This is a genomic window from Streptomyces aurantiacus (genome assembly GCF_001418335.1).
GTDB classification, from domain to species: domain Bacteria; phylum Actinomycetota; class Actinomycetes; order Streptomycetales; family Streptomycetaceae; genus Streptomyces; species Streptomyces aurantiacus.
The window spans coordinates 1-9,125 of record NZ_LIPP01000066.1; the positions used below are offsets into that span (position 1 = coordinate 1).

General features: G+C 70.1%; 7 protein-coding genes. 3 read left to right on the forward strand and 4 right to left on the reverse strand.

Annotation, left to right across the window (positions count from 1 at the left end; all coding sequences use genetic code 11):
* Positions 1–100 precede the first annotated feature (100 nt).
* The 3 genes from AOK01_RS09960 to AOK01_RS09970 form a co-directional block, all read right to left on the reverse strand.
* Entirely contained in the window at positions 101–1,057 is a 957-nt protein-coding gene (locus AOK01_RS09960; RefSeq protein ID WP_055510577.1) for an RluA family pseudouridine synthase, read from the reverse strand.
* A gap of 174 nt (positions 1,058–1,231) precedes the next feature.
* On the reverse strand, positions 1,232–2,080 hold the full coding sequence (locus tag AOK01_RS09965) for a siderophore-interacting protein (protein WP_055510578.1): 849 nt from the start codon (positions 2,078–2,080) through the stop codon (positions 1,232–1,234).
* A gap of 111 nt (positions 2,081–2,191) precedes the next feature.
* On the reverse strand, positions 2,192–3,139 hold the full coding sequence (locus AOK01_RS09970; RefSeq protein WP_107099779.1) for a 5'-3' exonuclease: 948 nt from the start codon (positions 3,137–3,139) through the stop codon (positions 2,192–2,194).
* A 268-nt stretch (positions 3,140–3,407) separates the two neighbouring features.
* On the opposite strand from AOK01_RS09970, the gene AOK01_RS09975 reads away from it, so the two are divergent.
* From AOK01_RS09975 to AOK01_RS09985, 3 genes are all read left to right on the forward strand, one after another.
* Positions 3,408–4,496 carry a quaternary amine ABC transporter ATP-binding protein gene (locus tag AOK01_RS09975; protein WP_055510580.1) on the forward strand — a complete coding sequence of 363 codons (1,089 nt, stop codon included), beginning with the start codon at positions 3,408–3,410 and terminating at the stop codon, positions 4,494–4,496.
* Positions 4,489–7,107 (forward strand): ABC transporter permease/substrate binding protein, encoded by a 2,619-nt coding sequence (locus tag AOK01_RS09980; RefSeq protein WP_055510581.1) that lies wholly within the window; start codon positions 4,489–4,491, stop codon positions 7,105–7,107. Before AOK01_RS09975 ends, AOK01_RS09980 begins: the two co-directional genes overlap by 8 nt.
* Before the next feature lie 256 nt (positions 7,108–7,363).
* On the forward strand, positions 7,364–7,927 hold the full coding sequence (locus AOK01_RS09985; protein WP_055510582.1) for a helix-turn-helix domain-containing protein: 564 nt from the start codon (positions 7,364–7,366) through the stop codon (positions 7,925–7,927).
* Positions 7,928–7,973: 46 nt separating this feature from the next.
* On the opposite strand, the gene AOK01_RS09990 is transcribed toward AOK01_RS09985, so the two are convergent.
* Positions 7,974–9,125, reverse strand: a 1,152-nt coding sequence (locus tag AOK01_RS09990) for a TDT family transporter (protein WP_055510583.1), incomplete at its 5' end; no start/stop codon positions are given.

The window sequence follows — 9,125 nt, forward strand, 5'->3', positions numbered from 1 at the left end:
GCCCCACCCTTGACCTGCCGGAGGCCCCGGCGCCCGCCCCGGCCACCGGATCGGGACAGCGGCTCGGCGCCTGGCAGCGCCTCGTGCGCTGGTGGCGCGGCTACTGAGCCGGCCCGTCACCGGCCCAGTCGTCGTAGGCGGACCATGCCTGAAGAGTCCGTCCGCTGCTGAACTCATGCCTGCGACCCGTGACCGGATCGGTGAACTCCAGCACCCGCGCCAGCAGTTGGAGCGGACGCCGGAAGTCACCGGCCGGCACGGGGCCGGTGACCACCGGATACAGCGGGTCGCCGAGGACCGGCACGCCCAACGCGTTCATGTGCACCCGCAGTTGGTGGGTCTGGCCGGTCCGGGGCAGCAGCCGGTAGCGGGCCCGGCCGTCCCGTTGCTCCACGAGCTCGATCCGGCTCTCGGCGTTCGGCTCACCCGGCACCTCCTGGGCGGCGAGCACGCCCCGCTCCTTGTGGATCCGGCTGCGCACGGTACGGGGCAGGTCCAGCCCCTGGGCGTACGGGGCCACCGCCTCGTACTCCTTGCGTACGAGCCGGTCGCGGAACAGCGACTGGTACGCGCCGCGCTCCTCGGGTCGCACCGTGAACAGCACGAGCCCGGCGGTGAGCCGGTCGAGCCGGTGCGCGGCCCCGAGCGCCGGCACCCCAAGCTCCCGCCGCAGCCGCGCCAGCACCGTCTCGGTGACATGACTGCCCCGGGGTGTCGTGGCGATGAAGTGCGGTTTGTCGGCGACCACGATGTGCTCGTCGCGGTACACGACCTCCACGGGGAACGGCACCCGCTCCTCGTCGGGCAGTTCCCGGTGGAACCACACGAACATCCCCGGCACGTACGCCGCTTCCGGCGTCACCGCACGCCCGTCCGCGCCCACGATCCGCCCGGCGGCGAACATCTCGTCGATCACCGCGGCCCGCGGCGCGAGCCGCTCCACAAGATGCTCCCGAACGGTGCTCCAGGCCCCGCCGGCCGGCAGCCGCACCCGCACCGGATCCACCCCTTCACGCTGCGGCAGAGGAGAAGGCGGAACAGGCGCTTTACGTCTCACCCACCCACCCTACGCAGACACCGGCGCCCTCAAGGGGCGCGGGGCTGTGTCATATGCGGCTCCGCCGCAGGGGCGCGCCCAGCCACGGCGGACCCGCCTTTCAGGGGCGCGGGGAACTGCGCGCTCAGCCACGGCCGACCCGCACACGAAGAACCGGCCCAAGGAATGCGCAGTCTAGACAGGGGGAGGCGAGGCCTCCTCCTGCTCGGCCTCGACCTGCGCGTTCCACTCCCGCTTCGCCGCCTGCCACCCGTCCTCGTTGTGCCCGAGCCGCCAGTACCCGGAGATGGAGATGTCCTCGCGCGGAATCTGGTGCTCGACCCGCAGCAGCCGGCGCAGCTCCTTCACGAACCCCGCCTCGCCGTGCACGAACGCGTGCATCCGGCCCGCCGGGAACTCCAGCCCCTGAACGGCCGCCACCAGTGCCTCGCCGACCGGCCGGTCACCGCGGTGCAGCCAGACGACCTCCACGTCGGAGTCGAACTTCTGCTCCTCCTCCGGACCCGAGACCTCCACGAAGGCACGTACCTGCGCACCGTCGGGCATGGCCTCCAGCGAGGCGGCGATGGCGGGCAGCGCGCTCTCGTCGCCGGCCAGCAGATGCCAGTCGGCCTCGGTGTCGGGTGCGTACGCCCCGCCCGGCCCGAGGAACCGCACGAGCTCGCCCGCCCGGACGCGGGCGGCCCACGGCCCGGCGAGTCCCTCGTCGCCGTGGATCACGAAGTCCAGGGTCAACTCGCGCAGCACAGGGTCCCAGGCGCGCACGGTGTACGTACGCGTCACGGGCCACTGCTCCCGTGGGAACTCCTCGCGGATCTGCGCCATGTCGAAGGGCTCCGGATACGTCACGCCCTCGGCCCCGAACAGCAGCTTCACGTAATGGTCGGTGCTGGTGCCCGCCGTGAAATCGGCGAGCCCGTCACCTCCGAGGACCACGCGGTGCATATGGGGAGTCAGCCGCTCGGTGCGGACGACCCGCGCGGAGTGCGGCTTGGGAGTCCTGCGTGCCGGACGCTCTGCCATAACGGCCTCCTGGGTAAGTTCGCTTAGGCTTACCTAAGTTAGCATCTCTCCCGGACTGACACCCCTGGACCACCGGGCCCAGCTGCAACCCCGCGTGTTCCAGTGTCCCTCTCAGGACCCCAGAGTCGACAGCAGCCGTGTCAGCGAGCCGCCGAGACCCCAGCGCGCCGCGAGTGCGTCGAGGGCCGCCGGGTCGCGCGGCGAGCGGGGCAGCGCGGTGTCCACGGCCGGCAGGGGTACGTCACCGGCCACCCGGACGACCTTCGGCGCGACGGAGACGTACGGCCGCGACTCGTCCAGGCGCCTGCGCTGCGACGGCGTGAGCCTGGACCTCGGGTCGTCGACCGCCGCCATGATCCCGGCCACATCCCCGAACTCGGCCAGCAGTTTGGCGGCCGTCTTCTCACCGATGCCCGGCACCCCCGGCAGTCCGTCGCTCGGGTCGCCGCGCAGCAGCGCGAGATCCACGTAGCCCGCCCCGTCGACGCCGTACCTCTCACGCAGCCAGGCCTCGTCCGTGAGCTGCAGCGTGCCGACCCCCTTGAGCGGGTACAGCACGCGAACACCCCGCTTGTCGTCCACCAGTTGGTACAGGTCGCGGTCGCCGGTGACGATGTCGACCGGGCCCGTGGCACGGCCGGTGAACGTGCCGATCACGTCGTCCGCCTCGTACCCCTCGACGCCCACGCGCGCGACGCCCAGCGCGTCCAGGACCTCCTCGATGACCGGCACCTGCGGCGACAGGGTGTCGGGCACCTCCTCCTCGTCCGGCCCGGTCGTGGTCTCCCGGGCCACGCGGTGCGCCTTGTAGGAGGGGATCAGGTCGACCCGCCACTGCGGACGCCAGTCCGCGTCCATGCAGGCCACCAGGTCGTCCGGCCGGTGGTCCCGTACCAGCCGGTCGATGAACTCCAGCAGGCCCCGCACGGCGTTCACCGGCGTGCCGTCCGGGGCCCGGACGGATTCCGGGACCCCGAAATAGGCGCGAAAGTACAGGGAGGCGGTGTCGAGGAGCATGGTTCGCCGAGGCTGCTGAGTCTGCTGCGTCACGCCTCGCATCATGCCGTAAGCCACTGACAGTCACGGCCGGGCGCTGACAGTGGGCGAAAACGAATTCCCGCAACCATCCCGAAGTAAACGTTATGTGAACTGGGACACGGTTGGGTTTGCGCCACGAGGTCGGGGGCAGGTGCGGACCCGGAGCGAACCCGGTCGCGTTTCAACCAAACCTGACATGTGCGAACCGGATGAGCGGGCGGAACCCGCATCGCTCCACGGCCCGCCGGCGGGGGAGGCGGGCCGTCTTCGTTCTACCGGAGAGGTACTTGTGTCATCCAGGCTGCAGGCGGAACAGCTCTACAAAGTGTTCGGCAGACGACCCGGCGAAGCAGTCGAGCGGCTGCGCGGGGGAGCCGACCGCGAGGAACTGCGCGCCGACGGCATCACCGCCGCGGTGATCGACGCGTCCTTCACGGTGGAGCCCGGCGAGATCTTCGTCGTGATGGGTCTGTCCGGGTCCGGCAAGTCCACGCTGCTGCGCATGCTCAACGGGCTCCTGGAACCGACCGAGGGCCGCGTGGTCTTCGACGGGCAGGACCTGACCGCGCTGAACGACCGTGAGATGCGCGAGGTCCGGTCCCGGAAGGTCAGCATGGTCTTCCAGCACTTCGCGCTCTTCCCGCACCGCAGCGTTCTGGAGAACGCCGCGTACGGCCTGGAGGTGCAGGGCGTGCCGCGCGCCGAACGCCTCGACCGCGCCAACAAGGCCCTGGTGCTTGCCGGGCTCGCGGGCTGGGAGAAGTCCTGGCCCGACGAGCTGTCCGGCGGAATGAAGCAGCGCGTGGGCCTGGCCCGGGCGCTCGCCACCGACGCCGACCTGCTGCTGATGGACGAGTCCTTCAGCGCGCTCGACCCGCTGATCCGCCGCGACATGCAGGACCAGCTGATCGAACTCCAGAAGAAGCTCAAGAAGACCATCGTCTTCATCACCCACGACCTCAACGAGGCCATGCGCCTCGGCGACCGCATCGCCGTCATGCGGGACGGCGAGATCGTGCAGATCGGCACCGCCGAGGACATCCTCGTACGCCCCGCGAACGACTACGTCGCCTCCTTCACCCAGGACGTCGACCGCTCCCGGGTCCTCACCGCGGCCTCCGTCATGGACACGGAGCTGCGCGGCGACGAGGCGGACTGCGGCTGCGAGACCGCCCGCCCCGACAGCTCGTTCGGTGATCTGTGCGCCGTCAGCGCCCGGCTGACGCACCCCGTCGCCGTCGTCGACAAGAAGGGAAAGCTGGTCGGAGTCGTGCCACGGCGGCGGCTCGTCGGCTTCCTCGGCGACGAACAAGGTGAACCGGCGCCGTGCGACTCCCCGCGTGGCAAGACCCTCGGAGCGGTGACGACCGATGCCTAGAATTCCCTTCGGCGACTGGGTCAACGACACGGTCGACTGGCTCCTGAACCACATGGCGTGGCTCTTCGACTTCTTCAAGACCGTCTTCGACGGCGCCTACGACGGCATCAACGCCGTCCTCCAGGCCCCGGAACCGCTGCTCCTCGCGGGCATCTTCGCGGTCATCGCGTTCTGGCTGCGCGGCACCTCGGCCGGTGTCCTCACCTTCGTGGGATTCGCCTTCATCGACTCCCTCGAACTGTGGGAGAACGCGATGATCACTCTGTCGCTCGTTCTCGTGGCGACGATCATCGCGCTCGTCATAGCCGTGCCCGTCGGCATCTGGGCGGCCCGCTCGGACCGGGTCAGCAGCCTCGTGCGGCCGGTTCTCGACTTCATGCAGACGCTGCCGGCGATGATCTACCTGATCCCGGCGATCCTGTTCTTCGGCACCGGCGCCCCCGCGGGCATCGTGGCCACCCTGATCTTCGCCCTGGCGCCCGGCGTCCGGATGACCGAGCTGGGCATCCGGCAGGTCGACAAGGAACTGGTCGAGGCGGCCGACGCGTTCGGCACCACCCCCGGCAACATCCTGCTGCGCGTCCAGCTGCCACTGGCTCTGCCCACCGTCATGGCGGGCGTCAACCAGGTCATCATGCTGGGCCTGTCCATGGCCGCCATCGCGGGCATGGTCGGCACCGGCGGCCTCGGCGGTGACGTGAACGAGGCCATCGGCCAGCTGAACGTCGGCCTCGGCTCCGAGGCGGGCGTCGCCATCGTCATCCTCGCCATCTACCTGGACCGCATGACCAGCGCGCTGGGCACGGAGGTCTCACCGCTGGGCCGCCGCGCCGTCGCCAAGCTGCGTGCCGCGGGCGGCCTGAAGATCTGGTCCTACCGCCCCCAGCCCACCGTGGCCGTGGTCGGTGTCGTCGTACTCGCGCTCGTCGCGGGCGGCATGGGCATCTTCGGCTCCAGCGACGACGGGACCGAGACCACCGCGTCCGACTCCGGGAACGTCGGCCAGGGCAAGAAGATCTCCATCGGTTACATCCCCTGGGACGAGGGCGTGGCCTCCACCTTCCTCTGGAAGGAGATCCTGGAGCAGCGCGGCTACAAGGTCGACGTCAAGCAGTTCGACGCGGGCCCGCTCTACACCTCCCTCGCCCAGGGCGACATCGACTTCGAGACCGACTCCTGGCTGCCCACCACCCACGAGCAGTACTGGAAGAAGTACGGCAAGCAGCTCGAAGACCTGGGCTCCTGGTTCGGCCCGACGTCCCTTGAGCTGAGCGTCCCCGCCTACATGAAGGACATCAACTCCCTGGCGGACCTCAAGGGCAAGTCCGACGTGTTCGGCGGCAAGATCACCGGCATCGAGTCCAGCGCCGGAATGATGGGCCTGCTCAAGACCAAGGTCCTCAAGGCGTACGGGCTCGACAAGGAGTACAAGGTCGTCGACAGCTCCACGCCGGCGATGCTGGCCGAGCTGAAGCGCTCGTACGCGGGCGAGAAGCCGTTCGTCGGCACGCTCTGGTCGCCGCACTGGGCGTACAGCGACTACAAGCTGAAGAAGCTCGATGACCCCAAGAAGGCCTGGGGTTCGGGCGACGGCGTGCACACGCTGGCCCGCAAGGGGTTCGCTGCGGAGAACCCGGTCGTCGGCAAGTGGCTCAAGAACTTCAAGATGACCGAGAAGCAGCTCACGAGCCTTGAGTCGCAGATCAACAAGGCCGGCAAGGGCGCGCAGCAGGACGCCGTACGCACCTGGCTGAAGGACAACTCGAAGGTCGTCGACGAGCTGGCCCCGGTGGCGAGTTCCTCGTCCGGCACGCCCGCCGAGGCGAAGCGCGCCATCGACGTCGCCTGGTTCCCGTGGGACGAGGACGTCGCCGTCACCTACCTGTGGAAGAACGTCCTGGCCCGGCGCGGCTACACGCTGAACCTGAAGCAGATGGACGTCGGCCCGGTCTACACGGGCCTGGCCTCCGGCGACATCGACGTCAACTTCGACGCGTGGCTGCCGTACGCGCAGTCGAACTACTGGAACAAGCACAAGAACAACCTGGCGGACCTCGGCACCTGGTACGAGCCGACGTCCCTGGAGATCGCGGTGCCCTCCTACGTCAAGGGCATCAAGACCCTTGCGGACCTCAAGGGCAAGGCCGACACGTTCGACGGCAGGATCATCGGGATCGAGCCGGGCACCGGCGTGATGAACCTCCTCAAGAAGGACGTGCTGCCGGGCTACGGCCTGGACAAGGAGTACGAGGTCGTCGACGGCTCCACGCCGGCGATGCTGGCCGAGCTGAAGCGCGCGTACTCCAAGGAGGAGCCCGTCGCCGTCGTCCTGTGGTCCCCGCACTGGGCCTACAGCGACTACGAGCTCACCAAGTTGTCGGACGAGAAGAAGCTGTTCGGTGAGGGCAACACGATCCGGACCATCTCCAACAAGAAGTTCCCCGGGCAGTACCCGCAGCTCACCAAGTGGATCAAGAACTTCAAGATGAGCGAGGACGAACTCGGCAGCCTGGAGGCCGAGATCAAGGACCGCGGCCAGGGACACGAGGAGGACGCCGTCGCCGCGTGGCTCAAGGAGCACCCGGACATGGTGGAACGCATGACTCCGTAGCAGCTTTTCAGCAACTCCACGGGGGGTGGGCGGCACCGTACGGTGCCGCCCACCCCCCGTCGTCGTTCCCACGCCCGGCGGTGCCCCGGCGCGGCAATGTTTACGGGGATGTGACGGCCGCGTGAAACAGTTTGGCGAACACCCGTAGGGTGCAGAGAACACTTCAGGAAGCCGCGAGACATGGGCGCGTACGCACCGGGAGCCGCGCCGCCACCGCACCTCATGCACCGACGACGCACAGGGGGGAGCCGAAGCGATGGACGAGAGCAAAGAGACCCTTCGAGTGGGCGCGGCCGTCAGGCGCCGGCGCCGGGCGCTGGAGCTCACCCTCGCCGTCGTCGCCGAGCGCAGCGGGCTGTCGGTGCCGTTCCTCAGCCAGGTCGAGAACGAGCGGGCCCGGCCCAGCGTCCGCTCCCTCGAACGCGTGGCGGACGCCCTCGGGACGACTCGCGTGGAGCTGCTGGCCGCCGCCGACCCGGCGCGCAGTGTCGACGTGGTGCACGCCGACGACTCCGAGTTCACCCATGAGCCCCGCGTGCGCCCCCTGGTGCGCGGTCACCACCAGCTGCACGCCATGGAGTTCTCCGGTGACCAGGACGCCGGCCGCGAATTCCAGCACCGCAACGACGAGTTGATGTACGTGGCCGACGGCGTCGTCGAGGTGGAGGCGGAGGGCCGCGCATACCGCCTGGGCAGGGGCGACACCCTGTATCTGACGGGCGGGGTGCGCCACCGGTGGCGGGCCACCGAGGAGGACACCCGCGTACTGGTCGTCGCGGTCGCGGACCACATCGAGGCGGTCGACGACCTCAACCGGTGAGTGCGGGCCCACGGGCCCCGGGCCGGGTACAGGGTCGGGCGCCGTCTCAGACGACGGGGACCGGCGGTGGCGCGAGCGCCAGGGGTGCTCGCGGCGGCGGTGCGAGCAGCCGGCCGCTGAGCAGGCCGCGGGCCGTGTGTGCGGCGGCCACGCTCCACGCGACGAGCAGCAGCAGGAAGAGGGCGACCGCGAGGCCGTCGTAGACCGCGAGCCCCGTATGCCGTGCGAGCCCCTCGGTGCCCGTCACACACGTGCCCACCGGGAAGGTGAACGCCCACCAGGTCATCGTGAAGCCCATGCCCCGGCGGCGGGCCCGCACCACCAGCGCGCCGGCCAGCGCGAGCCAGAACAGCGCGAAACCCGTCACCGGTACGCCGTAGAGCACCGCCAGGACGACGAAGCCCTGGTCGTACGGGGCGGGCACGACCCCCGGAGCGGCGACGGCGAACGTGGCGACTGCCGTCGTCGACTGACCCAGCGGACCCAGGACCAGGAAGAGGGCCGGGGTGAGGGCGAGCGGCAGCGGACCGCCCGTGACGAGACGGGCGAAGATCATCGGCAGCATCACCAGGGTGGCCAGCAGGCTGAGGCCGAACATCGCGAAGCAGGCGAGAAGCAGGGTCTCGCGGGGCTCGCCGGCCGGCAGATGCGGTACGAGCAGGGGGCCGAGCGCCGCGGACACCATCGGAGCGACCACGGGGAGCAGCCACACGGGCGTGACCTGGGTGGCGTCCACCCGGTGGCGCACCACCATCAGGTACGGGACGGCCACGGCCGCCGTCAGCCCGATCAGGTTGCCGGCCGTGAACAGGACGGCGTCCAGGGCGACCGCCGCGGGGGTGCCGATCCAGTCCCGGCCCACGACGAGGGCGCCGCCGCCGACGGCCAGCAGGGCCATCGAGAGACAGCCGTAGAACGGTGCCGTCGCCGGGTCCAGGAGGTGGGTCACCGCCTGGTCCCGGTGGTGGGTCCAGTGCGCGGTCCGCGCGAGGAGGAGGACGACGAGCATGGCCAGCGCGAGGGCCCAGAACGCCGTGCATACGGTGCGCAGGCCCGGCACGCCGAACGGGAGACCGGCGCCCGCGGTGGCCACGACGGCGGTGCCCATGACGGAGGCGTACCAGTTGGGGCCGAGGTGGCGGACGGACCTTGCCCGGGGGCGGGCGGTCCGGCGGGGAGCGGTTCGGTAGGGAGGGGT